Source organism: Microbacterium sp. 22303 (assembly GCF_052045265.1).
In the GTDB taxonomy this organism is placed as follows: Bacteria; Actinomycetota; Actinomycetes; order Actinomycetales; family Microbacteriaceae; genus Microbacterium.
In genome coordinates this window covers 143,679-168,780 of sequence record NZ_JBQEOQ010000001.1, presented here as the reverse complement: position 1 = coordinate 168,780, position 25,102 = coordinate 143,679, and the positions used below count along the sequence as shown (strand labels likewise).

Below are 25,102 nucleotides of genomic sequence, written 5' to 3'. Positions count from 1 at the left end.
GCTCACTTCACGCTGGTGCCGAAGAAGAGCGGCCGCCCGTAGATGTCGAAGCCCAGGCCGGCCACCTTGTCGCCCACCGCGGTGATCGCCGAGGTGACGTAGAGCGGCACGATCGCGTCGTCCTTCGCGTTCCACTTCTGGATCTGCGCGTAGACGTCGGCGCGCGTGGACGCGTCAGTGGCGGCGATGCCGTCCTTGAGCAGTTGGTCGAGCTTCGGATCGCTCACCGATGATGCATTCTGGAAGCCGTCGGTCGCGAGATGGCTGCGCAGCAGATCGGGGTCGACGCCGGAGAAGTCCCAGTCCGTGATGTCGAAGGTCTTGGGGCCGTACTTCTCGTTGTAGGCGCCCGGTTCCAGCGTCTCGCGCGTGATCTCGAACCCGACCGCCTTGAGATCGGACTGGATCGCGTTCGCGAGGGCCGCGTGGTCGTCGGAGACGGGAGTCCAGGCGATCCAGTCCGCTGTGAGGCGCTTCCCGTCCTTGGTGCGGATGCCGTCGGCTCCGCGCTGGGTCCAACCCGCCTCGTCGAGGAGCTTGTTCGCGAGATCCTTGTCGAACGGCCAGCTCTTCTCGAGGCTCTTGTCGTAACCGGGCGTGGTCGGGCCGAGGATGCTCCACGCCCGCGGGAACTGCCCGAAGAAGATCTTGTCCACCGCGGCGTCGACGTCGATCGCCCGGGTGAACGCCTCGCGCACCTTCTGATCCGCGAAGACCCCGTTCTTCTCGTTGAGGAAGAGCGAGTACGGCAGGCCCGGCACCTGCACGGACTTCACGGTCGCGGATCCCTTGATCTGCGAGACGAGGTTCGGCGGCAGCTGAGAGGCGAGGTCGATCTCGCCCGACGTCACGGATCCGCTGCGCACGGACGCTTCGGGGAGGATCTGCACCCGAAGGGTCTTGAACGCGGGGGCCTCCTGGCCCTCCGGCGCCCAGGCGTACTTCGCGTTGCGGGTGTACACGATCTCCTGATCGGGCGTGTACGACGAGATCTGGAACGGGCCAGTGCCCACCGTGATGCCCTTGCCACCGGCGGCGAGATCGGCGGAGTGCTCGGCGAGCACCTTCGGCGCGTAGAAGCCCAGTTGCGCGGTGCTCGCCGCCTGCAGGAACGGCGCGTACGGCTGCGAGAACGTGACCTTCACCGTGCTCGGGTCGATCACCTCGGTGCCCTTGTACAGCTCGCCGCCGAGCATGCTCGCGGCCTGCGCCGACTTGGTCGCAGGATCCGCGATCCGGTCGAAGTTGGCCTTCACCGCGGCGGCGTCGAACTTCTCCCCATCGGTGAAGGTGACGTCGTCGCGCAGGTGGAACGTGTAGGCGGTCCCGTCCTCGGAGATCTCCCACTTCTTCGCGAGCCACGGCACGAAGGATCCGTCCGTCTTCTGGAACACCAGCGAGTCCAGCACGGCACGCTGCACCATGGCGGTCACGTCGAGCTGGCTGGTCTGCGGATCCATCTTGCCGCTCGAGAGCAGGCTGCCGTCGACGCCCCACACGAGTTCGCCGTTCGCGTCTCCCGATCCCGATGCGGATCCGGTCGAGGCGGAGCAGGCGCTGAGCGCGAGCGCAGCGGCGGCGGCGAGGGCGGTGAAGGGCAGGAGTCGACGCCGAAGCGGAGAAGGCATGAGGAATCCTCGGGTGCGGAGAGGGAGATGTGTGCGGGACACTCCAGGCTATCGGTTTGTGGACGGAGTGGATCTATCACCCGATTCCTGCGATCGATGAGCCCGAATCTGCTTTTGTGTTGTTTTATGTTGGATCTTGTGGGAAGCTAGCGCAACGCCCGAACCCGGGCCACGGAGAGCGGCAAAGGAGCCCGATGTACGCAGCGGAGCGGCAGCAGCGCATCCACGAGCGCGCACAACGGGACGGCCGCGTCGATGTCACCGGTCTGGCGGAACTGCTGGACGTGACCACCGAGACCGTCCGGCGAGACCTCGCGGTCCTGGAGCAGCAGGGCCTGGTCCGCCGCGTCCACGGTGGCGCACTCCCCGCCGAGCGCCCCCTGCCGGAACTCACCCTCGCGGCACGCATCGGCCAGCACTCGGAGGCGAAACTGCGCATCGCCACGCGTGCTCTGCAGGAGCTGCCCGACGGCGGCACGATCCTCCTCGACTCCGGATCCACCACGCTCGCGATCGCCGAGCTGCTTCCGGCCGACGCGCAGCTCACCGTCGTGACCAACAACACCATCGTCGCCGGCGCCCTCGCAGGCCGGGACAACCTCACGCTGCTCCTCATCGGCGGACGTGTGCGCACCGTCACGGGCGCGGCCGTCGGTCCGTGGGCGATCGAGGCGCTCGCCGAGCTCACCGTCGACGTCGCCTTCCTCGGCACCAACGGCTTCGACGCCGACCATGGCCTGTCGACCCCCGACCAGGACGAGGCCGCCGTGAAACGCGCCATGCTCGAGGCCGCGCGCACCCGCATCCTCGTCGCCGACTCCAGCAAGCTCGGCGCCGTCCACCTCCAGCGCTTCGCACGCGCCGAGGAACTGCACACCATCATCACCGACACCGCAGCGGACCCCGACGCCGTGGAGGCGCTGCGCGCCGCTGGACCGAAGGTCGTGATCGCATGATCGTCACTCTCACCCCGAACCCGAGCATCGATCGCGCCGTGACGCTCGACGGGCTCTCCCGCGGCGAGGTGCAGCGCGCGACGTCCAGTCGCGTCGATCCCGGCGGCAAGGGGCTCAACGTCTCCCGCGCCGTCGCCGCGATGGGCGGCGACACCCGCGCGGTACTCCCCTCGGGCGGGCTCGAGGGCGGGCTGCTCGAAGCGCTCTGCCGCGCCGCATCCGTGCCCGTCGTCGTCGTGCCGATCCGGGGCAGCGTGCGCATGAACATCAGCGTGCTGGAGCCCGACGGCACCACCACGAAGATCAACGAACCGGGGCCGCTGCTGGACGCCGCCGAGGCCGACGCCCTGATCGCGAACGCGCTGACCGACGTCCCGGCCGGCGATTGGCTGGCGGGCGGCGGCAGCCTCCCCCTCGGCGCCCCGGCCGACTTCTACGGGCGCCTGGTGCGCGGCGCTCACGATCGCGGCATCCGCGTCGCGGTCGACACCTCCGGCGCCCCGCTCGCGGCCGCCGTCGCGGCGAAGCCGACCCTCATCAAGCCGAACCGCGACGAACTCGGCGAGCTGATCGGCCGCGATCTGCCCACGCTCGGGGCCGTTCTGGACGCCGCGCAGGCGCTGCAGCGCGGCGGCATCGACATGGTCGCGGTGAGCCTCGGCCGTGACGGCGCCGTGATCGTCACCAGCGGGGGCGCCTGGCACGCGACCGCAGTGGCGTCCGACGTCGTCTCGACGGTCGCCGCCGGCGACTGCATGCTCGCCGGATTCCTGTTCGCGCTCAGCGCGCACCATTCCGCGGCGGAGGCCCTCGCCGAGGGCGTCCGCTGGGGCACCGCGGCCGTCGCTCTGCCCGGCAGCCAGGTGCCCACGCCCGCCGATCTTCGTGACGTGCACGTCACCGTCACCTCCACCCCGGACCGCGAGCTCCCCCTCGCGGACTGACTCCTCCACGGAAAGGAACTCCTCATGGCACTGATCAACGAAGAACAGGTCGTGCTCGACCTCACCGGCGCCGACCGGCACGAGGCGACGGCGACCCTCGCCGCACGGCTCGTCGCCACCGGCCGCTGCACCGACCTCGACCAGTTCCTCGCGGACGTCCGCGAGCGCGAGTCGAAGATGGCCACCGGCCTTCCCGGCGGCATCGGCATCCCGCACGCGCGCAGCGCCGCGATCACCGAGCCGTCCCTCGTCTTCGGTCGCACCCGCGACGGCATCGACTGGGGCGCGAAGGACGGCCCGGCGCGGCTGGTCTTCCTCATCGCCGCACCCGAGGGCGGCGGCGATGCGCACATGCAGATGCTCCCGAAGCTCGCCAGGGCGCTGATGCGCTCCGAGTTCCGGGACGCGCTGCTCGCCGCGACGACAGAGGCCGAGGTCGTCGCGATCGTCGGCGAACACGTGCAGCTGGACGCGCCGAAGCCGGGGCCGGAGAGCACACCCGCGCCGGCCGCTGAAGCAAAGGCCGCGGAGGCCGAAGTCGCCGAGGCCGAAGTCGCCGAGGCCGCAGCCGAACCCGCGGCGGGCCGCTCACTCAAGCTCGTCGGCGTCACCTCCTGCCCCACCGGGATCGCGCACACGTACATGGCCGCGGAGGCGCTGGAAAGAGCTGCCAAGGCTGCCGGGCACTCGATCAAGGTCGAGACCCAGGGCTCCGCCGGATCCACTCCGCTCACCCCCGCCGAGATCGCCGAGGCCGATGCGGTCGTGTTCGCGCACGACCTCGCGGTGAAGGACGTCGGCCGGTTCGCCGGCAAGCCCACCGTCGACGTCCCGGTGAAGAAGGCGATCTCCGACGGCCCCGAACTCATCGAGCGGGCATCGGCGCTCGCCGCAGAGTGGGCGGCCGACCCGACCAAGGCTGCGGCAGCCGCTGCGGGGCCATCGGCCGGAGGCCTCACCACGAAGGTGGAGGCCGATGCGAAGGTCGGCACGAAGATCCGCCAGTGGCTGATGACGGGGGTCTCGTACATGATCCCGTTCGTCGCCGCAGGCGGGATCCTCATCGCGCTCTCGTTCATGATCGCGCAGATCGCTGTCGGCGAGACCGGCGCGCTCAAGGTCGTCAAGTACAACCTCATCGCGCCGGACGCGACGAACATCGCTCAGCACTTCGATCCGACGAGCCTGATGTCCTGGGGCGGGCTGATGTTCGTGATGGGAGCCGCCTCGTTCGGCTTCCTGGTCCCGATCCTCTCCGGCTTCATCGCGTTCGCGATCGCCGACCGTCCCGGGCTCGTCCCCGGCATCGTCGGCGGTTCGATCGCGGCCACCATGGGCGCCGGATTCCTCGGCGGCCTGGTGACCGGATTCGTGGGCGGATTCGTGGCCCGGTGGATCTCGCGCTGGCGGGTGCACAAGGGCGTCCGCGGCGTGATGCCGGTCGTCGTGATCCCGCTGCTGTCGACCCTGATCACGGCGGGGCTGTTCATCACCATCCTCGGCCGTCCGATCGTGTGGCTGACGACGCAGCTCAACCAGTGGCTGACCGGAATGACCGGCGCGGGCGCTCTGGTCCTCGGCATCGTCCTCGGCGCCATGATGGGCTTCGACCTGGGCGGACCGGTCAACAAGACCGCGTACGCGTTCGCCACGACCGGGCTCGCCGCGGCCGGCGCGGCGACCGACGCCCCCCAACTGAAGATCATGGCCGCGGTCATGGCCGCCGGAATGGTGGCTCCGCTCGCAATGGCGCTCTCGACCGCCCTGCGCCCCAAGCTCTTCACGGAGCCGGAGCGCGAGAACGGCAAGGCGGCCTGGCTGCTCGGCCTGTCGTTCATCTCGGAGGGCGCGATCCCGTTCGCCGCCGCCGACCCGATCCGGGTGATCGCCTCGTCGGTCATCGGATCCGCCGTGACCGGCGGTCTCTGCATGGTCTTCGGTGTCACGCTGCGCGCCCCGCACGGGGGGATCTGGGTCCTCCCGCTGATCGGCGCCCCGCTGCTCTTCCTGCTCGCGCTGGTCATCGGCGTCGTGGTGATGGCGCTCATCATCACCGTGCTGAAGACTGTCGCGCAGAGCAAGCGCGTCGAGCAGATCGAGACCGCGGCCTCAGAGTCCGTCGCCGTCTGAACAACCATCCATTCGAAGGAGAACAACCATGGCCACTCGTACCGTCACCATCGCCTCGTCCGTCGGCCTGCACGCCCGTCCCGCGTCGCTCTTCGTCGAAGCCGCGGCGGACTCCGGGCTCGACGTCGAGATCGGCCGTCCCGGTGAGGACGCCGTCGACGCCACCAGCATCCTGGGCGTCATGGCGCTCGGCGCGAAGCACGGCGAAGAGGTCGTGCTGACGGCCGAAGGCGCCGACGCGGATGCCGTGCTCGACAAGCTCGTGGCGCTGCTGTCCACCGACCTGGACGCTCAGTGAGATGACGGCCGTGATCCCCGGCGAGGTCCGACAGGGCATCGGCGTCAGTCCGGGCACGGCGTACGGGCCGGTGGTGCAGGTCGCACCGCCGGTCCGCCCGCCGCAGAACGAACCGGGCCCCGCCGACGCGGATCAGGCGGCGGCCGACGTCGCGCGGGCGTTCGCCGACGTCGCCGCGGCACTCGACGCCAAGGCGGAGCACGTCGTGGACACCGCGCAGGCGATCCTGCAGGCGACCGCGATGATGGCGCGCGACAAGTCGCTGCTCAAGGCCGCGGTGGCGGGTGTCCGAGCGGGCGTGGGGCCGGCGACGGCGATCTCGGCCGCGGTCGACGAGTTCGTGGTCAAGTTCGAGGCGCTCGGCGGCTACTTCGCCGAGCGGGTCGCGGATCTGCGCGACGTCGGCTCCCGAGCCGTCGCCGCGGTGCTGGGCGTGCCGGCTCCCGGGGTGCCGGACTTCACGGAGCCGAGCATCGTCGTGGCCGAGGACCTGGCACCGGCGGAGACGGCCACGCTGGATCGCGCGCTCGTCGCCGGGATCGTCACCCGGGCCGGCGGACGCACGAGCCACACCGCGATCCTCGCGGCGCAGATGGGCATCCCCGCCGTGGTGCAGGTGGCCGATGCGACGCAGATCGCCCCGGGCACTTTCATCGCCGTGGACGGCGACACCGGCGAAGTCGTCGTCGCCCCGGATCCGGCCCTGGTCGCCGAGCAGCGCGTCCGCCGGGAACGGCGTGCCGCGGCCCTGGCGGGGTCGTCCGGCCCTGGCCGCACCAAGGACGGTCTCGCGATCGCGCTGCTGGCCAACATCGGCGGCGTCGAGGACGCCGTGCTCGCCGGTGCGCTGGATCTCGAGGGCGTGGGTCTGTTCCGCACCGAGTTCGTGTTCCTGTCGTCCGAGACCGCGCCCACCGTCGCGGAGCAGACCGAGATCTACCGGCGCGTCCTCGAACCGTTCGGCGGGCGCCGCGTGGTCGTGCGCACTCTCGATGCGGGAGCGGACAAGCCGCTGAAGTTCGCCGATCTCGGCCCGGAGGAGAACCCGGCGCTGGGGCGGCGGGGACTTCGCCTCTCTGCCGAGCGGCCGGACCTGCTCGACGCACAGCTGGAGGCGCTGGCCGCCGCCGCGAAGCAGACCGGCGCCGACGTCCGCGTGATGGCGCCGATGGTCGCGACCGTCGAGGAGGCCGCCTGGTTCGCCCGGCGCGTCTACGAGAACGGCCTGCCCAAGGCCGGAGTGATGATCGAGATCCCCGCCGCCGCTCTGCGCGCGTCCCACGTGCTCGGCGCGGTCGACTTCGGGAGCCTCGGAACGAACGACCTCGCGCAGTACACGATGGCAGCCGACCGGATGCAAGGCGAGCTCGCGGATCTCCTCGACCCGTGGCAGCCCGCTGTGCTCGACGTGATCGCGGCCGCCGCCGACGGCGCGAGGGCTGCGGGGAAGCCGATCGGCGTGTGCGGCGAGTCCGCCGGCGATCCGCTGCTGGCGCTCGTGCTCGTGGGCCTCGGCGTCACCAGCCTGTCGATGGCACCCGGCAAGGTCCCGGCCGTCCGGGTGGCGCTCGCCGCGCACTCCCAGCTCGACTGCCAGCGGCTCGCCGCCGCGGCGCGAGGTGCGGCGACCGCTGTCGAGGCCCGCGACGCGGTGCGCGCCGCCGCGGCTGCGGAGCTGCTCGCCATCCTGTGAGAACCACAAGGAGGCGCCGGAGTTCGCTCTCCGGCGCCTCCTTGCGCTGTGCGTCGCCGTCGCCCCCCCCCCCCCCGGACCCGCGGTCCGGGACCGGGCCGATAGACTGTCGCCACACCCCACACTCAGGCACGCTCACACAGTGCCGCACACATCGCACGAGGAGATCCATGTCGTCGTTGAACGCCATCCCGGACAAGCCCGCACTGGAAGGCCTCGAAGCGAAATGGGGTGAGCGCTGGTCCACAGACGGCACCTTCCTCTTCGACCGCCTCCGTGCCGCGCAGAGCGGTCGTGACGGCGTCTACTCGATCGACACCCCGCCGCCCACCGCGAGCGGCAGCCTCCACATCGGGCACGTGTTCAGCTACACGCACACCGACATCAAGGCGCGTTTCGAGCGCATGCGGGGCAAGAACGTGTTCTACCCGATGGGCTGGGACGACAACGGCCTGCCCACCGAACGCCGTGTGCAGAACTACTACGGCGTGCGCTGCGACCCGTCGCTCCCCTACGACGCCGACTTCACACCGCCCTTCGAAGGCGGCGACAACAAGTCATCCCGCGCCGCGGACCAGCTGCCGATCAGCCGCCGCAACTTCATCGAACTCTGCGAGAAGCTGACCGAGGAGGACGAGAAGCACTTCGAGGCGCTGTTCCGCCAGCTCGGCCTCAGCGTGGACTGGACGCAGACCTACCGCACGATCTCGAACGAGTCGATCCGGCAGAGCCAGCTCGCGTTCCTGCGCAATCTCGAGCGCGGCGAGGCCTATCAGTCCCTCGCGCCGACCCTCTGGGATGTGGACTTCCGCTCCGCGATCGCGCAGGCCGAGCTCGAGGACCGCGACCAGCAGGCCGCGTATCACACCATCGACTTCCCGTTCGCGGACGGATCCGGGCACATCACGATCGAGACGACGCGTCCCGAGCTCCTGCCCGCCTGCGTCGCGATCGTGACCCACCCCGAGGGCCCGCACAAGCACCTCATCGGCACGAAGGTGCGCACGCCCTTCTTCGGCACCGACATCGAGATCCACGGTCATCACCTCGCCCAGCCCGACAAGGGCACGGGAGCGGCCATGGTCTGCACCTTCGGCGACGTGACCGACATCGTGTGGTGGCGCGAGCTGCGCACCACGGACGGTCGCGACCTGCCGAACATGACCACGATCGGACTCGACGGACGCTTCCTGCCAGACGCCCCCGCGTCGGTGGGCGACGCGGACGCGGCCGCCTGGTATGTGGAGAACATGGCCGGCAAGACCGTGTTCTCGGCACGCAAGGCACTGGTGGAGAAGCTCCAGGAGACCGGCGCCATGACCGCGGTCGGCAAGCCGTTCAACCACGCCGTGAAGTTCTTCGAGAAGGGCGACCGCCCGCTCGAGATCGTCTCCACGCGCCAGTGGTACATCCGCAACGGCGCCCGCGACGCCGAGCTGCGCGATCAGCTGCTCGCGCACGGCGCCGAGCTGAACTGGCACCCGGAGTTCATGCGCGTGCGCTACGAGAACTGGGTGGGCGGCCTGACCGGCGACTGGCTGGTCTCGCGTCAGCGCTTCTTCGGCGTGCCGATCCCCCTCTGGTACGCGCTGGACGAGAACGGCGAGCGCGACTACGACCGCGTGCTGACGCCTGGTCACGAGAGCCTGCCGATCGACCCCACGACCGACGTGCCCGCCGGCTACACCGCCGAACAGCGCGGTGTGCCGGGCGGGTTCGACGCGGAGGCGGACATCCTCGACACCTGGGCGACCTCCTCCCTCACCCCGCAGCTCGCGGGCGGATGGGAGCGCGACGGCGAGCTCTGGGATCTGGTCTCGCCGATGGATCTGCGCCCGCAGGGGCAGGACATCATCCGCACCTGGCTGTTCTCCACCATGCTGCGCTCGACGCTCGAAGACGGACGCACCCCGTGGCGCAACGCCGCGATCAGCGGCTTCATCGTCGACCCCGACCGCAAGAAGATGTCCAAATCCAAGGGCAACGTGGTCACCCCCGCCGACATCCTCGACGCGCACGGATCCGACGCGGTGCGGTACTGGTCGGCCTCCAGCCGGCTGGGGGCCGACGCCGCCTTCGACCCGCAGAACCCGACGCAGGTGAAGATCGGCCGCCGCCTGGCGATCAAGATCCTCAACGCCGCGAAGTTCGTGCTGTCCTTCCCCGTGCCCGAGGGCGCCGAGATCACGCATGCTCTGGATGCCTCGATGCTCGCCACCCTGGACGGGGTGGTGCGCGACGCGACGACGGCGTTCGAGAACTACGACCAGGCGCGCGCGCTCGAGATCACCGAGGCGTTCTTCTGGACGTTCTGCGACGACTACCTCGAGCTCGTCAAGGAGCGCGCTTACGACCGCACGAACGTGGGCCAGGCCTCCGCGGCACTCGCCCTGCGCCTCGCCCTCTCCACGCTGCTGCGCCTGCTCGCCCCGATCGTGTCGTTCGCGACCGAGGAGGCGTGGAGCTGGTTCGAGGATGGCTCGGTGCACACCGCGGCCTGGCCGGAGCCGCTCGGCCCCGTGCCGGGATCGAGCGGTGCCGGCGACCCCGCTGTGCTCGCGACGGCGAGCAAGGCGCTGATCGGCATCCGGCGGGCGAAGACCGAGGCGAAGGCCTCGCAGAAGACCCCCGTGTCGTCGGCGACGATCGCCGCCCCGGCTGCCGAGATCGCGGCGCTCGAGGCCGCTGCGGACGACCTCCGGGCCGTGGGCCGCATCGCGGAGATCACCTTCCGTGAGGCCGATGCGCTCGAGATCACGGCCATCGAGCTGGCACCGGTCGAGGAGGCATGATGCAGCTCGGGACGCGTTGGGCCGCCGGATCCGAGCCGCCGGCATCGGTTCCCGCGGCCCTGCGCCCGGGCATCGCCGACGCGGAGGCCCGCAGCGTGGCGGGCGGCACGCTGAGCCTGCACACCGGGGCCTTGAACCTGCTGCGCGGCACGTGGACCCTGACCTGGCTGGAGGGCCGGCCGATCGCCGAGCTCGACACCGGCTGGGAGGTCTCGCGCACCGCCTCGGGCGAGGTCGTGGTCCGTCCGTTCGACGACTGACCCGGTCCGATCCCTGAGCCTGTCGACGGGCTCGCGAGTGCGAGTGCCAGTGCGACGACCTCAGCGCGAACGCGATCCGATCATCTGCAGCGACTGCTCGAGGATGAACGGATCCACGGCCTTGCGCGCCTGCTGCTCACGGAGCATGTCGATGGCGAGCGCGCGTCGCTCGGCCCGGCGCTCCATGCGTCGGCGGACGTGCGCGATGATCGCGTCGGCGACGCGGAGGCCCGTGCGCTCGAGGTACGTGGGGGCGGCGATGTGCAGGGTCGCGGCGGTCATGACAACTCCTCGGTCTCTGTGGTGCGGTGTTCCGCGGCGCCCCGCGGGCGTGCGTCGGGAAGGTCGAACAGGTCTGCGCGGACCGTGACGCGGCGCACACCGGGGCCGGTCTGGTCCCGATAGCGCTGCACGGCGGCCTCGACGAGCGCATCGATCTGCTGCGCGAGCTCCTGCAGCTGCGGCGCGGTCATGTCGAGCATCGTGGTCATGTGGTGCGCGGCCTCGCGCCACTCCTGCGGCACCTCCGACTGCGGCCGGTGCAGGTGATCCATCAGTCGCTGGTGCCTGTTGCGGAAGAACTCGTCCTCCACGATCTGCGCGGCGGCCCGGCCGGACGGCGTCATCTCGTCGTTCGGCCCGGAGAACGACATCCGTCCACGGGGGCGCTCCCACCACCGCTCGCGCGCAGTGCCGCGGTCAGCGACCTCGTGGATGAGGTCGCGCGCGGCGAGCGCTCGAAGGTGATAGCTGGTGACGCCGGAGCTCTCCCCGATCAGCGCGGCGAGCGAACTCGCCGTCTGCGGACCGCGCTCCGCGAGCAGATCCAGGATCCGCACCCGCAGCGGGTGCGCGAGCGCCTTCAGCGCGCTCGCGTCGAGCGTGCGCTCCTCGGGCTGAGCGTCCCGTCGGGGTCTTTCGTTCTCCGTCATGCATGCAAAGATACCTTTGCAAGAAGTTCTTTGCAAGCACTTCTTTGCAACATCTCACGTCGACGCCCCCTCTGTACGCCGACGCCCCCTCGCAGGAGCGCTGCTCAGAGGGGGCGCCGGCGCTGCGAGGGGGCGTCGAGGAGCGGGTCAGGCCGCGGCGCGCGCAGCGACGAACGCTGCGACGCAGCGCTCGACCTGCTCCGGGGTGTGCGCCGCGGAGAGCTGCACACGGATGCGCGCGCGCCCGCGCGGCACCACGGGGAAGCTGAAGGCGGTCACGTAGACGCCCTGCTTCTGCATCTCCACGGCGACCCGTGCGGTCAACGCGGCATCACCGAACATGACGGGCACGATCGCGTGCTCGCCCGGGAGCAGGTCGAACCCCTCCTCCGTCATCCGGCGGCGGAACAGGGCGGCGTTCTCCTGCAGCTGCAGGCGAAGGGATCCGGATCCCTCGACGAGATCGAGCGCGCGCAGGGTGCCCGCCACGATCGACGGGGCGAGCGTGTTGGAGAACAGGTACGGACGGGCGCGCTGGCGCAGCAGGGCCACGATGTCGCGATGCCCGGCGACGTAGCCGCCGCTCGCGCCGCCGAGCGCCTTGCCGAAGGTGCCGGTGTAGATATCCACCCGGCCCTCGACGCCGCACAGCTCCGGCGTGCCGCGACCGTGCTCGCCGATGAAGCCGACGGCATGCGAGTCGTCCACGAAGACCAGCGCGTCGTAGCGCTCCGCGAGGTCGCAGATGTCCGCGAGCGGGGCGATGTAGCCGTCCATGGAGAACACCCCGTCGGTCACGATCACCCGGAAGCGCGCATCGGCCGCGGCCTTGAGCTGCTCTTCGAGGTCGGTCATGTCGCGGTTGCGATAGCGCAGCCGGCGGGCCTTGGAGAGGCGGATCCCGTCGATGATCGAGGCGTGGTTGAGCTCGTCCGAGATGATCGCGTCCTCGGCGGAGAACAGGGTCTCGAAGACGCCGCCGTTCGCATCGAAGCACGAGGAGAACAGGATCGCGTCGTCGGTGCCGAGGAACGCGGACAGCCGTCGCTCCAGCTCGAGGTGCTGCTCCTGGGTGCCGCAGATGAAGCGCACGCTCGCCAGCCCGTAGCCCCACTCATCGAGCGCGCCCTTCGCGGCCTCGACCAGACGAAGGTCGTCCGCGAGGCCGAGGTAGTTGTTGGCGCAGAAGTTGAGCACCTCGGCGCCGTCTGCGACGATCTCCGTGCGCTGCGGACCGCGGATCCCGCGCTCGTGCTTGGTGAGGCCCGCTTCCTCGATCCCGGTGAGCTCGCTCGCGAGGTGCTGCTGGAATGCTCCGTACATCGTCGTCTCCTACAGTTCGGTCCAGTCGAGGATGATCTTGCCCGTGCCCGCGGATGCGGCGGACGCGAAGCCCTTCTCCCACTCACGAGCCGGGAGGACCTCGGCGATGATGCGGGTGATCGAGTCGCGCAGCACCGGGCTGGTCTGCAGCATCGCACCCATCGCGTTCCACGTCTCGAACATCTCGCGGCCGTAGATGCCCTTCACGGTGAGCATGTGCGTGACGATCTTGCCCCAATCCACGCTGAACGGGCCGGTCGGCAGGCCGAGCATCGCGATCCGCCCGCCGTGGTTCATGTTGTCGATCATCGCGGGCAGCGCGCTCGGCGCCCCGCTCATCTCGAAGCCGATGTCGAAGCCTTCGCGCATGCCGAGTGCGCGCTGGGCGTCCGCGATGTCCTCACGGGAGACGTCGACGACGGCGTCGGCCCCCATCTCGCGGGCGAGCTGCAGCCGAGGAGCGCTCACATCGGTCGCGGTGATGAAGCGCGCGCCCACGTGGCGGGCGATCGCGATCGCCATCAGCCCGATCGGCCCGCAGCCCGTGACCAGCACGTCCTCGCCGACGAGCGGGAACGCGAGTGCGGTGTGCACGGCGTTGCCGAGCGGGTCGAAGATCGCGCCGAGTTCGGGAGTCACGTCGGAGTGGTGCACCCAGACGTTCGTGGCGGGCAGGGTGAGGTACTCGGCATAGGCGCCGTCGCGTTGCACGCCGAGTCCGATCGTGCGGATGCACATCTGCCGACGGCCGGCACGGCAGTTGCGGCACATGCCGCACACGATGTGCCCCTCGCCGGACACCCGATCACCGACGGAGATGTCGTGGACGAGCGGGCCGACCTCGACGACCTCGCCGTAGAACTCGTGGCCGGGAATGAGCGGTGCCTTCACCGCGGAGGCGGCCCAGTCGTCCCAGCGCTGGATGTGCAGGTCGGTGCCGCAGATGCCGGTGCGCAGCACGCGGATCACCACCTCGTCGGGACCGGCGACGGGGTCAGGCCGGTCGACGAGCGCGAGGCCCGCGTGCGGGCCGTCCTTGTAGAGAGCCTTCATGCTTCGATCCCACCGCGAACGACTGTGAAGAACAAGTCTGACTGTCTGGACTGATCATTAAGCATTGCTACATGCTTGAATAGACATATGCAGTTGCAGCAGCTCCAGATCCTGCGCGAGCTCGGTGCGCTCGGAAGTGTCACCGCGGTCGCCGACGCTCTGCGGGTGACGCCGTCCGCCGTCTCCCAGCAGCTGGCCGCACTGCAACGCGGCGTGCGAGCACCTCTGACCCGCAAGCAGGGCCGCACCCTCGTTCTGACGCCGGCCGGCGAGGCTCTCGCCGAAGCCGGCGCCGCAGCGCTCGACGCCATGGCCGCGGCGCGCTCGGCGGTCGACGAGTTCGAGGCCGCGGAAGGCGGCATCGTCACGATCAGCGGCTTCCTCAGTGCGGCACAGGCGCTGTTCGGACCCCTCCTGCGCGACCTCGGATCCGGCCCCGGGGTCCCCGCGATCCGGTTCACCGACGAGGACGTCGCGCAGAGCGACTTCCCTGCGCTCACCGCACGCTACGACCTGGTGCTGGCACACCGCATGGAGCACAGCGCGCCATGGCCGAAGACCGGGATCCGCGTGCTCACGCTCGCGACGGAGCCTCTGGATGTGGCGCTCTCCCCCGATCACCCGCTCGCGCAGCGAGCCTCGCTGCGCCCGGCCGACGTCGTCGGCGAGCGCTGGGTGACCAGTCGAGCGGGCTACTCCCCCGACGACGTGCTGCGCACGATCTCCGCCATCACGAATCGCCCGGCGGAGATCGTGCACCGCATCAACGACTACGGCGTCGCCGCCTCCGTCATCGCGACGGGCGATGTGATCGGCGTGCTCCCGCGCTACACGACCCAGGGGACGGACGCCGTGGTGCGCCGTCCGCTGCAGTATGTGAGCACCAACCGGATGATCGACGTGCTCGCGCGGCCGGAGAACCTGCGCCGGCGTTCGGTGCGGCTGGTCGCGGACGCGCTCAGCCGAGTCATGGCGGAACTCGCGGGCTGAGCGCCGTGCTGGAATGTCGGCGCATGGAGCCGGCGCGGCCGGGGTGTCCCTCACGGTCACCCCGGCCGCGCCGGGAATCATCCGAGTCCGCAGAACCAGGTCACTGCGACCAGGTCATTGCGAGCAGGTCACCTCGGTGCGGTAGATCTGCATGTCGCCGCCCGCTGCGTGCGGGGTCACGCACTTCGTGTGGGCGATGTACATGACCTGCTGGTACAGCGGCTGCAGCACCTGGTCCGCGAGGACCGCGTCCTCCGCCTTCTGCCACAGCGCATCTGCCTGCTTCTCGTCGCCGGAGGCGAGCGCTTGCTTGACCTGGTCGGCTGCCCCGGGGTTGTCGTACTTCAGCCGGTAGTTGGCGTCCACGAAGATCGACGCGATCCACTCCGAGGCGCGCGGGAAGGACGAGCCCCAGAGCTGGATGCTCGGGCCGTCCAGCCCGTACTTGTTGATCGTGTCGGAGAGCGTGGCCGCGGGCACGGGCTTGGGTTCGACGTCGAGGCCGATCTCCTTCGCGGAGTTGGAGATCGCCAGGGCCGTCGCCGCATCGGTCGTGCTGCTGGAGGCGTAGTTCAGCGGGATGGAGCCGGTGAACCCGGCCTTGGCCAGCAGCGCCTTCGCCGCGTCGGGGTCGTACGTGCAGTACTCCCCGCAAGCGCCCTCACGATAGGCCGAGACCGAGTTCGGCATGAGCGAAGTGGCCGGCAGGGTCGCGCCCTTGAAGAGGTCCTTCGAGATGCTCTCCCGGTTCACGATCATCGAGAACGCCTGCCGCACCTCGACCGGATACGTCGCATCCAGGTACGTCGGCCATGCGATGTAGGTCTGCAGCGTGTTGCGGTCGATCGCCGTCAGCCCCTCTTTGCCGAGGGCATTGCGGCCCTGCGCGATCAGGCCGGGCGGCAGACTGCGCAGCACATCCGCATTGCCTGCGACCACGTCCTGATATGCCGTGTTCGTGTCGGTGTAGACGCGGAAGGTGAGCGTGTCGGCCGCGCCCTTCGGCACCCATCCCTTGTACCCCGGGTCCTTCGTCAGCACTGCCTCGACCTGAGGGTCGAGCGACTTCAGCGTGTACACGCCGTTGCCGATCGGCTTCTTGTCGTAGGCGACCGGATCCTTGAACGCGCTCTCGGGCATCGGGCAGAACGAGAGCATCGACAGGAGATAGGGCACGTCGTTGTTCGGCGACTTCATCGTCAGCGTGAACGTATCGTCGTCCACGAGCTTGAGCCCGGACAGCTCGGTGACCGTCGGCTCGCCCTCGGCGGGGTTCAGTTCGTCATACCCCTGGATCTGCTCGTATGCGAAGTTGGACGGCATCGCGTTGGCGCCGTTCGCGACGAAGTCGAAGGTGTCGACGTAGGTCTTCGCGTCGATCTTCGTGCCATCCGAGAAAGTGTGCCCCTTCGCGACTTTCACGGTCCAGGTGGTCTGGTCCTTGCTCTCGACGGATGCCGCGCCGCGCATGAAGATCGACCCGTCGTCCTCGATGCCGGTGAGCGGCTCGCAGATCGCCATGGCGATCTGGCTCCCGGCGTTCTGCGCGCCGGTGACGCGCTGGATCTCGCCGTTGTTCACCGCCACCAGCGAGGTCTTGCCGTCTGCGCCGCCGGAGGGCTGGCCGAGACACCCGGTCAGCATCGTCGCGCAGGCCGCGGCGGCGACGATGCCCACCGCGATGCGCGTCGTCAGTCTGGTCATGGTTCTTTCCTTTCGGAGGGGGTGGAGATGGTGTAGACGGCGCCCACACGGGAGCGGCTCACCTCGGCCGCGAGATGACAGGCGGCGCGATGCCGCGCGGGCTCGCCGGGAACCGGGGCGAGCGCAGGGACCTCTGTCGCGCACCGCTCGATGGCGGTGTAGCAGCGGGTGTGGAACGGGCAGCCGGGCGGCGGATCGATCGGAGACGGCGGGTCGCCCTCGAGCACGACCCGGTCGAGCCGCTCATCGGGTGCGAGCTTGCGCGGGATCGCGGAGAGCAACGCCCTCGTGTACGGATGCGCGGTGCGGTCGTATACGTCGTCGCCATCGCCGGATTCCACGACCTTGCCGAGGTACATCGTCACGATCCGGTCCGACATGTGCTGCACGACGTCGAGGTCGTGCGCGATGAACACCATCGACAGTCCCAGCTCGCGCTTCAGCCGGTTCAGCAGGTTGAGCACTTGCGCGCGCACGGAGATGTCCAGGGCCGAGACCGGTTCGTCGCAGACCAGGAGCCGAGGCTCCACGGCGAGCGCGCGCGCGATGCCGACCCGCTGCAGCTGACCGCCCGAGAACTCGTGCGGATAGCGCTGCGCATGGTCCGGATTCAGTCCCACCTGCGCGAGCAGCTCTCGTACCCGCCCGTCGATGCGCGACGCGGGAAGCAGCCGGTGCGTCTCGATGCCCTCTGCGATCGACTGTCCGATCGAGCGTCGCGGATCGAGCGAGGCATGCGGATCCTGGAAGACCATCTGCACCTCGCGATGCAGGATCCGCGCCCGTTCGGACGGACGCATCGCGACGACGTCGGTGCCGTTCCAGCGCACAGCCCCTTCGCTCGGCGCCTCCAGCCCGCAGATGATCCGGGCCAGGGTGGACTTGCCGCAGCCGGACTCGCCGACCAGGCCGACCGTCTCCCCCTGTTCCACCCGGAAGTCGACACCGTCCACCGCGCGGACCGGCGAGTGCCCTGCCGCGGCGAACATCGTCTTCTTCTGCCGGTAGTGCCGGCGGACGCCCTCAAGCTCCAACAGGGACATCGGAGAGCACCTCCTCGAGATGGTGGCACGCGGCGGCGCGACCCGATGCGAAGGCCACGAGCGGCGGATCGATCGACGCGCACTCCGCGGTCGCGTAGGCGCAACGCGGGTTGAAGCTGCACCCCGGCGGACGGCGGGCGATGTCGGGCGGAAGGCCGGGGATCGTCGGCAGATCCCGACCACGGTGCGCCGCACCCGGGATGGAACCGAGCAGGCCCCGGGTGTACGGGTGGGCCGGCCGATCGAAGACCTCGTCGATCGGTCCGTACTCGGCCACCCGCCCCGCGTACATCACGAGCGCGCGGTCGGCGAGCTGACCCGCCACCCCCAGATCGTGGGTGATCATCATCAGTGCCATGTGCCGCTCCGCGGTGACCTCGGCGAGAAGCTCGAGGATCTGGGCCTGCACGGTGGCGTCCAGGGCGGTGGTCGGCTCATCGGCGATGAGGACGTCCGGATCGAGCGCAAGAGCCATCGCGATCATGATGCGCTGGCGCATGCCTCCGGAGAACTGGAACGGGTAGTCATCCGCACGGTTCGCGGCGTCGGGGATGCGCACGGCCCGCATCATCTCGATCGCGCGCTCCTTCGCCTCACGGCGTCCGAGCCCGCGATGCACCCGGTACAGCTCGGCGATCTGCGTCGACACGGTCTGCACCGGGTTGAGCGCGCTCAGCGCGTCCTGGAACACCATCGCGACGCGCGCGCCCTGCACCGCGCGCAGACGGGCGGCGGACAGGGAGAGCAGGTCCGTGCCGTCGAAGAGGATCCGACCCTCGGTCACCACTGCGGCGGGCTTCGGCAGGATCCCCATCACCGCCTTGGCCGTGATGCTCTTGCCGGAGCCGGACTCACCCAGAACCGCGAGCGTCTCACCGCGGTCGAGTGTGAAGCTCACGTCTTGCAGCGCCGTGATCGGTGCGGTGCCGCGGGATCCGCGGAATTCCAGAGAGAGGCTCTGCACCTCGAGCAGCACGGTCATCGGCGGCCCTTCGGGTCGAGGGCATCGCGCAGGTTCTCGCCGAGAACGACGAAGGCCAGCGTCGTGAGCCCCAGCATGGTCGCGGGGAACAGCATCAGGAGCGGGGCGATCTGCCAGTTGCCGTCCTGGCTGGCGGTCGCGATCTGCAGTCCCCACGAGAACGCGGGCAGCTTGAGCCCGACGCCGAGGATGGAGAAGCCCGCCTCGGCGGTCATGCCCGCGCCGATCGAGAGCGTGCTCATCACGATGAGCGGGGTCACCGCGTTCGGCACGACGTGGGCGCGCAGGATCCGCCACGGACCGACACCCAGACCCCGCGCCGCCTGGATGTATTCGAGGCTCTTGACCTGCAGCACCGAGCCGCGCATGTACCGCATCGTCCCTGCCCAGCTGAACAGCACGAGTACGAAGACGATCGTCCAGACCGTGCGGGAGCGGAACTGATACAGGATGACGAGGCTCGCGATCCCGACGGGGATGCCCAGGATGACGTTCGAGATCCAGGACAGCACGGAGTCGACCACGCCGCCGAAGTAGCCGGCGAGCGAGCCCGCCACGAGTGCGATCGTGAAGCTGATCACGGCGGTGAGCACCCCGACCTCCAAGGACGTGCGCGCGCCGTAGACGATGTTCGTCCAGTAGTCGCAGCCCTGGATGTCGAAGCCCATGATGTGGCCCGGCTGCGGACCCACCCGCGACATCGCGAGGCTGCAGGAGCGCGGATCCAGGGGCGTGAACAGCGCGGGGAAGAGCGCCATCGAGGTCACCACGAGGATGATCGCGACCGCGACGAGGAAGAACGGCTTCCGCCAGAGCGCGTGCAGACCGCTGCGCGGGCGGGCGCGACGCATGCGCGCGGTGAGCAGCGCCATCGTGGATTCGCGCGCTGCGGGATCAGACATGACGCACCCTCGGGTCGATGATCGGATACAGCAGGTCGACGACGAGCGCGCAGACCAGGTAGAAGAGCAGCAGGAACACCGAGACCCCGACCACCACCGGCCCGTTCTGCGTCTCGATGGCACGGGACAGTGTGCCGCCGAGGCCAGGCAGGTTGAAGATGGTCTCGATGAGCACGGATCCGCCGAGCAGGCTCGCCAGGCTCAGCCCGAGATAGGTGACGACGGGCATGAACGCGTTGCGCAGGGCGTGCACCCACATGATCCGCCGTGGCGGGAGTCCCTTCGCGGTCGCGGTCACGATGAAGTCAGACCGCAGCACGTCGACGAGGCTCGTGCGCGTCAGCCGCGCGAGCGGCGAAGCGGTCTCCAGCGCCAGCACGACCGCCGGCAGGATGAAGGCGATCGGGAACCCGAGCCGCACCCCGGATATCGGCAGCCAATGCAGCTTTATGCCGAAGACGTACTGCGAGAAGTAGGCGATGATGAAGCCGGGCACGGCCAGGAAGAAGATCGTGAAGAAGAGGTTGAACTTGTCCGGCAGCCTGCCCTGGCGCAGCCCCGCCCAGACACCCAGGCACACGCCGATGGCGATCTTCAGCAGGAACGCGGACAGTGCCAGCACGAGAGTGTAGGGCAGTGCCGTCGCGATGAGAGTGGACACCGCGTTGCCGTTGAAGTCACGGCCGAAGTCGCCGTGCAGCACATTCATCAGGTACTTGCCGTACTGCACGAGGAACGGATCGTCCAGGTTGTACTGGGCGCGGATCGACGCGATCGTCGAGGGCGACAGTCGCTTCTCCCCCGCGAGCGCCAGCACCGGATCCCCTGGGACGAGGAAGACGAGGAAGTACACCAGGAAGGTCGAGCCGATGAGGGTGGGGATCATCAGCAGGATCCGCCGCAGGCTGTACCGGAGCATCAGTGCCTCGCGGACTCGCGTGCCGGCTGGTGGGCTGTGAAGTAGGCGATCATCTCGTCGGGCACAGCGGGGATCTGCTGCGGCTGGGACCCGGATCGGATGGAGAGGGCGCCGGCGACCCCGGCGGCGACGGCGTCGCGGGCCGCGAGCGGGTTCGTGTCGGTCGGGGTGCCGGAGCGCACGAACTCGACGAACTCGGCCACGGTGAGCGGATCCGCTCCCCCGTGCCCGCCGTCGCCGCCGTCCTGGATCGGATAGCGGACATGCCCCTTCTCGAGGTAGTCGCTGCGCGCGTTCCACACCCGGATCTCGCCGCCGGTGCCGTCGTCGAAGTTCTCGATCCGCCCCTCGGTGCCGATCACCGTGTAGTTGCGCCAGTAGTCCGGGGTGAAATGGCACTGCTGATAGCTCATCAGCACCCCCGAGTCGGTGCGCATCATGATCATCGAGATGTCCTCGACATCGATCACCGGGTTGAGATCCTGCTGGGCGAGCGGCGGCCAGTTCGCCATCGAGAACCAGTCGCCCATCCGCCGGTCCGAGTTGTCCCGACGCGAATCCACCTGCCCGTACACGGCGAGGTCCCCCACGCCGACCACCGTGCGCGACGATGTGCCGGCCAGCCAGTGCATGACATCGATGTCGTGGGCTCCCTTCTGCAGCAGCAGGCTCATCGCCTTGTCGCGCTCGGCATGCCAGTCCTTGAAGTAGTAGTCGCCGCCGTGGCCGACGAAGTGACGGCACCAGATCGCCTTGACCTCGCCGATCTCGCCACGGTCGATGACGTCCTTCATCATCCGGACCACCTGCATGTGCCGCATGTTGTGGCCCACATAGAGCTTCGATCCCGTGCGATACGCGGTCTCCAGGATCCGGTCCGCGTCCTCGATAGAGATCGCGAGCGGCTTCTCCACGTAGACCGGCACGCCGCCCTCGAGCAGTTCGATCGACACCTCGGCGTGCGTGAAATCGGGCGAGGTGATGAACGCGCCGTCGATCGCGATCCCCGAGGCGAGCATGTCGGCGACCGAGGCGAACACCGGGATGTCGCCGAACAGCCTGGCCGCCCTCGCGTGCGTCTGCGGAGCAGGATCCACCGCCGCGACCACCGTGCCGCCCGCTGCCTCGACGTGGAGGGCCACGCCCGCACGCGCACCAACGCCGATCACCGCCGCCCGGAAGGCGGTGGTCCGCCCTGTCGCGTCCTGCTGCGCCATGTCGTCCCTCTCGTTGCTGGTCGTGATGGCCGGGGCGGTCACGCCCTCGAAGCCGTAGATACGTGCGGCGTGTCGCTGGAACGCGAGCCCGAGGGCGCCGATCGCCGCGGCGTCGACGCCGAGTTCACCTCCGCGGATGAGACGCGTGCCGGTGTCGATCCCCATGACGGCGGTGCGCACGTTCTCCTCGAGCGGAGCCGCGATGAGGTCCGCGAACTCGGCGAGTTCCCCGCCGAGCACGATCACCTCGGGGTCGACGGTCAGGATCAGCGCTGCCATCGCCGGCGACATCGCCGCGCTCAAGCTGCGCAGCGCCTCGAGCCCACGGGCGTCGGCCGGGTCATCGCGCAGGCGTCGCAGCTCAGCGCCGACGACGGGAACGGCCTCGAGCAGAGTCCCCTTCGGGATCTCCACATCGCTGAACGCGCGGAGCATGCCGACCTCTCCGGCGCGCCCGCGGCGGCCGCGCACGACGTGTCCGGCGGCCGTGACCCGGGCGGAGACGTGGTGCCAGGTGAGCGCGTAGACGCCCGTGTCGGCGTCGCGGAGCGCGCCGGAGCGGGACTCCGCCTCTGCCGCGAGGGAGAGGTCGTTGTCCACGACGACCGGGATCCCGAACGCCTCGGTGAGCAGCGTCCCGAGGTGGGCCCCGTGCCACGACACGACCTGAGGCGAGGAGATCACGATGCCGTCTTCGTCGAGAAGGCCGGCAGCGGCCACGCCGATCGCAGCGACGTCCGACAGCCGGCGGCCGGCACGCTCCAGGGTCTGGACGAGAAGGGCGCGCAATGGGGCGAGACCGGGCTGAGCGGTCGTGGGCGGGGTGATCTCCGAGCTCTGCATGCCGAGGATCCGACCGGACCGGTCGGCGACCAGCATCCGCACTCCGCTGCGGGTCAGATCGACACCGACGACGACCTGAGCTCCGAGGATCAGGGAATACGAGCGGGCCGGGCGTCCGGCGGACGCGCGGGCCTCGTGCTCGACCACGAGCCCTGCGTCCTTGAGCTCGGCGAGCGCCGCGGTGACCGTCGGCCGAGACAGGCCGGTGAATTCCGCGAGGTCCGAGATGGTGGCGCCGTCGTGCTCACGCAGCGCGGTCAGGCACTGGGCGACGAGGCGTGGATCAGTCGTGGACATCATCGGCCTTTCGGAACCAACTTGATAAGCATTATGAAAGTGCTTTCGTCATTGATATCCGACGAGTCCGCGTCGTGTCAAGGCAATCCACCCTGACTCGGGATCCGACTCCTAGGCTCAGAGCATGACGGTCGAGACCAACCCGCTGCTCACCCCCTCCGCGCTCCCCTACGCGCTGCCCGACTACGGACGGATCCGTGCGGAGCACTATCTCCCCGCATTCCGGCGCGGTTTCGAGGAGCAGCTCGCCGAGGTCCGCCGGATCACGATGGTGCGGTCGATGCCGAGCTTCGAGAACACGATGGTCGCGCTGGAGCGCAGCGGAGAGCTGCTGGACCGGGCCTCGCACGCGTTCTACACCGTGAGCTCCGCCGATGCGACGGCCGAGATCCAGGCGATCGATGAAGAGCTCGCCCCGCTGATGGCGGCTCACCAGGATGCGATCCTGCTCGACTCCGCGCTGTACTGGCGCATCACGCAACTGCATGCCCAGCTCGACACACTCTCTCTGGATCCGGAGCCGCACCGCCTCGTCGAGCGCTGGCATCGCGAGATGACCTTGGCCGGTGCGGCGCTCGACGACGATGCGAAAGCCCGGCTCACCGAGCTGAACCAGCGGATCTCCGCGCTCAGCACCGCGTTCGAGAGAAACCTGCTCGCCGATACGAACGAGCTGGCCGTGCTCTTCGACGACGCCGCTGAGCTCGACGGACTGAGCGCGGGAGAGCTGTCAGCCGCCGCTCGAGCAGCCGTCGAGCGCGGCCTCGAGGGCAAGCATCTGCTCACTCTCCCGCTCTTCACCGGCCACCCGGCCCTCGCAGCGCTCACGAACCGCGAGAGCCGCCGTCGCATCATGGAAGCGTCGCGCTCCCGCGGGGCGCGCGGCGGCGAGCACGACAACCGCGGTGTCCTCGCCGAGATCGTGCGTCTCCGCGCCGAACGCGCGGACCTGCTCGGCTATCCCTCCCACGCGGCCGCCGTGACCGCTGACGAGACCGCGGGTACTCCTGAGGCCGTAGAGCGCATGCTGCGCGACCTCGCCGCACCGGCCGCACGCAACGCGACGGCGGAGCGGGCGGCTCTGCAACGCCTCATCGACGACACCGAGGCCGAGCCGTTCCCCCTGGAGGCGCACGACTGGGCCTTCTACACCGAGAAGCTGCGCACCGCGCAGTACGAGATCGACACCGCGGCGCTGCGCCCATGGTTCGAGTCGGAGAGCGTTCTGCGCGACGGCGTGTTCGCCGCCGCCGGCCGGCTGTACGGGCTCTCGTTCGCCGAGCGCCCCGAGCTGCCCGGCTACCACCCGGGCGCGCGCACGTTCGAGGTGTTCCAGGAGGACGGGTCGGCGCTCGGGCTCTTCGTGCTGGATCTGTACACGCGCGACAGCAAGCGCGGCGGCGCGTGGATGAATCCGATCGTCAGCCAATCCGCGCTGCGCGGCGCGTTGCCTGTCGTCGCGAACAACCTCAACGTGGCGAAGCCCGCCGACGGGGAGCCGACGCTGCTCACGCTGGACGAGGTCAACACCCTGTTCCACGAGTTCGGCCACGCACTGCACGGGCTCTTCTCCGACGTCACGTACCCGCACTTCTCCGGCACCAACGTGTTCCGCGACTTCGTCGAGTTCCCCAGTCAGGTCAACGAGATGTGGATGCTCTGGCCGGAGATCGTCGGCGAATACGCACGGCATCACGAGACCGGCGAGCCGCTCCCTGTCGGTCTCGTCGAGCGCCTGCAGGCCACGGAGACCTTCAACCAGGGCTTCGAGACCAGCGAATACCTCGCCGCGGCCTGGCTCGACCAGGCGCTGCATGCGCTGGCCGTGGGCGACTCGATCGATGACGTCGCAGCGTTCGAGGCCGCGGCTCTCGCAGACATCGGGCTGAACGATCCGGCCGTGCCCACCAGATACTCCTCGGCGTACTTCGCACACGTGTTCTCCGGCGGCTACAGCGCCGGCTACTACTCGTACATCTGGAGCGAAGTGCTCGATGCCGACACCGTGGAGTGGTTCCGCGACAATGGAGGGCTGACCAGGGAGAACGGGGAGCGCTTCCGACGGCGCCTGCTGGGTGTTGGCGGGTCGAAGGATCCGCTCGAGGCCTACCGCGACTTCCGCGGCCGCGATGCGGAGATCGCGCCGCTGCTCAAGCGCCGCGGGCTGGATCGCTGACGGCAGCGCTGTCGGCGGAA

20 protein-coding genes are annotated in these 25,102 nt (G+C 69.5%); 9 read left to right on the top strand and 11 right to left on the bottom strand.

The features are described 5' to 3' along the window. Positions 1-2 precede the first annotated feature (2 nt). Entirely contained in the window at positions 3-1,628 is a 1,626-nt protein-coding gene (locus ACTJI8_RS00810) for an ABC transporter substrate-binding protein (RefSeq protein ID WP_440731527.1), read from the bottom strand. 194 nt (positions 1,629-1,822) lie between these two features. On the opposite strand from ACTJI8_RS00810, the gene ACTJI8_RS00805 reads away from it, so the two are divergent. The 7 genes from ACTJI8_RS00805 to ACTJI8_RS00775 all read left to right on the top strand — a co-directional run bounded on the left by ACTJI8_RS00805 (position 1,823) and on the right by ACTJI8_RS00775 (position 10,701). Then, positions 1,823-2,584 (top strand): DeoR/GlpR family DNA-binding transcription regulator, encoded by a 762-nt coding sequence (locus ACTJI8_RS00805; RefSeq protein ID WP_440731526.1) that lies wholly within the window; start codon positions 1,823-1,825, stop codon positions 2,582-2,584. After that, positions 2,581-3,528, top strand: coding sequence for a 1-phosphofructokinase (gene pfkB / locus ACTJI8_RS00800; RefSeq protein WP_440731525.1), 948 nt, complete (start codon positions 2,581-2,583; stop codon positions 3,526-3,528). The genes ACTJI8_RS00805 and pfkB overlap by 4 nt, the downstream gene beginning before the upstream one ends. 24 nt (positions 3,529-3,552) lie before the next feature. Then, positions 3,553-5,658 (top strand): PTS fructose transporter subunit IIABC, encoded by a 2,106-nt coding sequence (locus tag ACTJI8_RS00795; protein ID WP_440731524.1) that lies wholly within the window; start codon positions 3,553-3,555, stop codon positions 5,656-5,658. 28 nt (positions 5,659-5,686) lie between these two features. Further along, positions 5,687-5,956 carry an HPr family phosphocarrier protein gene (locus ACTJI8_RS00790; RefSeq protein WP_440731523.1) on the top strand — a complete coding sequence of 90 codons (270 nt, stop codon included), beginning with the start codon at positions 5,687-5,689 and terminating at the stop codon, positions 5,954-5,956. Position 5,957: 1 nt separating this feature from the next. Further along, complete coding sequence (gene ptsP, locus ACTJI8_RS00785) at positions 5,958-7,649, top strand: phosphoenolpyruvate--protein phosphotransferase (RefSeq protein ID WP_440731522.1); 1,692 nt, start codon at positions 5,958-5,960, stop codon at positions 7,647-7,649. Between the two features lie 170 nt (positions 7,650-7,819). Further along, complete coding sequence (gene valS, locus ACTJI8_RS00780; RefSeq protein WP_440731521.1) at positions 7,820-10,441, top strand: valine--tRNA ligase; 2,622 nt, start codon at positions 7,820-7,822, stop codon at positions 10,439-10,441. Next, entirely contained in the window at positions 10,438-10,701 is a 264-nt protein-coding gene (locus ACTJI8_RS00775; RefSeq protein WP_440731520.1) for a hypothetical protein, read from the top strand. Before valS ends, ACTJI8_RS00775 begins: the two co-directional genes overlap by 4 nt. A gap of 60 nt (positions 10,702-10,761) precedes the next feature. On the opposite strand, the gene ACTJI8_RS00770 is transcribed toward ACTJI8_RS00775, so the two are convergent. From ACTJI8_RS00770 to tdh, 4 genes are all read right to left on the bottom strand, one after another. Then, positions 10,762-10,983, bottom strand: a complete 222-nt coding sequence (locus ACTJI8_RS00770) for a hypothetical protein (protein ID WP_440731519.1) — start codon at positions 10,981-10,983, stop codon at positions 10,762-10,764. Next, positions 10,980-11,633 (bottom strand): helix-turn-helix domain-containing protein, encoded by a 654-nt coding sequence (locus tag ACTJI8_RS00765; RefSeq protein WP_440731518.1) that lies wholly within the window; start codon positions 11,631-11,633, stop codon positions 10,980-10,982. Before ACTJI8_RS00765 ends, ACTJI8_RS00770 begins: the two co-directional genes overlap by 4 nt. A 147-nt stretch (positions 11,634-11,780) precedes the next feature. Next, complete coding sequence (locus ACTJI8_RS00760) at positions 11,781-12,956, bottom strand: glycine C-acetyltransferase (protein ID WP_440731517.1); 1,176 nt, start codon at positions 12,954-12,956, stop codon at positions 11,781-11,783. Positions 12,957-12,965: 9 nt separating this feature from the next. After that, positions 12,966-14,009 carry an L-threonine 3-dehydrogenase gene (gene tdh / locus ACTJI8_RS00755; protein ID WP_440731516.1) on the bottom strand — a complete coding sequence of 348 codons (1,044 nt, stop codon included), beginning with the start codon at positions 14,007-14,009 and terminating at the stop codon, positions 12,966-12,968. Positions 14,010-14,096: 87 nt separating this feature from the next. Between tdh and ACTJI8_RS00750 the strand changes: the two genes are divergently transcribed. Beyond that, positions 14,097-14,999, top strand: a complete 903-nt coding sequence (locus ACTJI8_RS00750; protein ID WP_440731515.1) for a LysR family transcriptional regulator — start codon at positions 14,097-14,099, stop codon at positions 14,997-14,999. 114 nt (positions 15,000-15,113) lie between these two features. Here ACTJI8_RS00750 and ACTJI8_RS00745 read toward each other — a convergent pair whose 3' ends face one another. The 6 genes from ACTJI8_RS00745 to ACTJI8_RS00720 are packed head-to-tail and all read right to left on the bottom strand — an operon-like array spanning position 15,114 to position 22,906. Continuing rightward, positions 15,114-16,703, bottom strand: a complete 1,590-nt coding sequence (locus ACTJI8_RS00745; RefSeq protein WP_440731514.1) for an ABC transporter substrate-binding protein — start codon at positions 16,701-16,703, stop codon at positions 15,114-15,116. Further along, positions 16,700-17,746 carry an ABC transporter ATP-binding protein gene (locus ACTJI8_RS00740; protein ID WP_440731513.1) on the bottom strand — a complete coding sequence of 349 codons (1,047 nt, stop codon included), beginning with the start codon at positions 17,744-17,746 and terminating at the stop codon, positions 16,700-16,702. Before ACTJI8_RS00740 ends, ACTJI8_RS00745 begins: the two co-directional genes overlap by 4 nt. Continuing rightward, positions 17,727-18,728, bottom strand: a complete 1,002-nt coding sequence (locus tag ACTJI8_RS00735; RefSeq protein ID WP_440731512.1) for an ABC transporter ATP-binding protein — start codon at positions 18,726-18,728, stop codon at positions 17,727-17,729. The genes ACTJI8_RS00740 and ACTJI8_RS00735 overlap by 20 nt, the downstream gene beginning before the upstream one ends. Then, on the bottom strand, positions 18,725-19,630 hold the full coding sequence (locus ACTJI8_RS00730) for an ABC transporter permease (protein WP_440731511.1): 906 nt from the start codon (positions 19,628-19,630) through the stop codon (positions 18,725-18,727). The genes ACTJI8_RS00735 and ACTJI8_RS00730 overlap by 4 nt, the downstream gene beginning before the upstream one ends. Further along, positions 19,623-20,549, bottom strand: a complete 927-nt coding sequence (locus ACTJI8_RS00725; protein ID WP_440731510.1) for an ABC transporter permease — start codon at positions 20,547-20,549, stop codon at positions 19,623-19,625. The genes ACTJI8_RS00730 and ACTJI8_RS00725 overlap by 8 nt, the downstream gene beginning before the upstream one ends. Then, a complete protein-coding gene (locus ACTJI8_RS00720; RefSeq protein ID WP_440731509.1) occupies positions 20,549-22,906 on the bottom strand; it encodes an ROK family protein in 2,358 nt (785 codons plus the stop codon). Before ACTJI8_RS00720 ends, ACTJI8_RS00725 begins: the two co-directional genes overlap by 1 nt. 124 nt (positions 22,907-23,030) lie before the next feature. Between ACTJI8_RS00720 and ACTJI8_RS00715 the strand changes: the two genes are divergently transcribed. After that, on the top strand, positions 23,031-25,082 hold the full coding sequence (locus ACTJI8_RS00715; RefSeq protein WP_440731508.1) for a M3 family metallopeptidase: 2,052 nt from the start codon (positions 23,031-23,033) through the stop codon (positions 25,080-25,082). Positions 25,083-25,102 lie beyond the last annotated feature (20 nt).

Coding starts and splice junctions, on each gene's coding strand:
- ACTJI8_RS00775 (WP_440731520.1), top strand. CDS start 10,438: ATGATGCAGCTCGGGACGCGTTGGGCCGCCGGATCCGAGCCGCCGGCA.
- ACTJI8_RS00770 (WP_440731519.1), bottom strand. CDS start 10,983: ATGACCGCCGCGACCCTGCACATCGCCGCCCCCACGTACCTCGAGCGC.
- ACTJI8_RS00720 (WP_440731509.1), bottom strand. CDS start 22,906: ATGTCCACGACTGATCCACGCCTCGTCGCCCAGTGCCTGACCGCGCTG.
- ACTJI8_RS00805 (WP_440731526.1), top strand. CDS start 1,823: ATGTACGCAGCGGAGCGGCAGCAGCGCATCCACGAGCGCGCACAACGG.
- tdh (WP_440731516.1), bottom strand. CDS start 14,009: ATGAAGGCTCTCTACAAGGACGGCCCGCACGCGGGCCTCGCGCTCGTC.
- ACTJI8_RS00810 (WP_440731527.1), bottom strand. CDS start 1,628: ATGCCTTCTCCGCTTCGGCGTCGACTCCTGCCCTTCACCGCCCTCGCC.
- ACTJI8_RS00740 (WP_440731513.1), bottom strand. CDS start 17,746: ATGTCCCTGTTGGAGCTTGAGGGCGTCCGCCGGCACTACCGGCAGAAG.
- ACTJI8_RS00715 (WP_440731508.1), top strand. CDS start 23,031: ATGACGGTCGAGACCAACCCGCTGCTCACCCCCTCCGCGCTCCCCTAC.
- ACTJI8_RS00790 (WP_440731523.1), top strand. CDS start 5,687: ATGGCCACTCGTACCGTCACCATCGCCTCGTCCGTCGGCCTGCACGCC.
- ACTJI8_RS00750 (WP_440731515.1), top strand. CDS start 14,097: ATGCAGTTGCAGCAGCTCCAGATCCTGCGCGAGCTCGGTGCGCTCGGA.
- ACTJI8_RS00730 (WP_440731511.1), bottom strand. CDS start 19,630: ATGTCTGATCCCGCAGCGCGCGAATCCACGATGGCGCTGCTCACCGCG.
- ACTJI8_RS00745 (WP_440731514.1), bottom strand. CDS start 16,703: ATGACCAGACTGACGACGCGCATCGCGGTGGGCATCGTCGCCGCCGCG.
- ACTJI8_RS00795 (WP_440731524.1), top strand. CDS start 3,553: ATGGCACTGATCAACGAAGAACAGGTCGTGCTCGACCTCACCGGCGCC.
- ACTJI8_RS00735 (WP_440731512.1), bottom strand. CDS start 18,728: ATGACCGTGCTGCTCGAGGTGCAGAGCCTCTCTCTGGAATTCCGCGGA.
- ACTJI8_RS00725 (WP_440731510.1), bottom strand. CDS start 20,549: ATGCTCCGGTACAGCCTGCGGCGGATCCTGCTGATGATCCCCACCCTC.
- ACTJI8_RS00765 (WP_440731518.1), bottom strand. CDS start 11,633: ATGACGGAGAACGAAAGACCCCGACGGGACGCTCAGCCCGAGGAGCGC.
- ptsP (WP_440731522.1), top strand. CDS start 5,958: ATGACGGCCGTGATCCCCGGCGAGGTCCGACAGGGCATCGGCGTCAGT.
- ACTJI8_RS00760 (WP_440731517.1), bottom strand. CDS start 12,956: ATGTACGGAGCATTCCAGCAGCACCTCGCGAGCGAGCTCACCGGGATC.
- valS (WP_440731521.1), top strand. CDS start 7,820: ATGTCGTCGTTGAACGCCATCCCGGACAAGCCCGCACTGGAAGGCCTC.
- pfkB (WP_440731525.1), top strand. CDS start 2,581: ATGATCGTCACTCTCACCCCGAACCCGAGCATCGATCGCGCCGTGACG.